Below are 233 nucleotides of genomic sequence, written 5' to 3' on the forward strand. Positions count from 1 at the left end.
ACGCCAACGACAACCCCACCAAACCCCGCGCCCGCCGAAACTCAGCCAACCCATCCAAATACGCATTACCCGCCGCATAATTCGCCTGCCCCGGCGCACCCATAACCCCAGCCACCGACGAAAACAAAACAAACAACTTCAAATCCAAATGCGCCGTCGCCTCATGCAAAAACCACGCAGCATCCGCCTTCACCGCCAACACCGCATCCAACCGCTCCGGCGTCAACGCCTCC

The 233-nt window shown here is 59.7% G+C and carries 1 protein-coding gene; it reads right to left on the minus strand.

What is annotated here, in order from left to right; translation table 11 throughout:
* On the minus strand, nt 1–233 hold a 233-nt coding region (locus tag LPA41_RS43950), incomplete at both ends, for a ketoreductase domain-containing protein (protein ID WP_229077049.1).

This window comes from Actinoplanes sp. DH11 (assembly GCF_020873875.1).
In the GTDB taxonomy this organism is placed as follows: domain Bacteria; phylum Actinomycetota; class Actinomycetes; order Mycobacteriales; family Micromonosporaceae; genus Actinoplanes.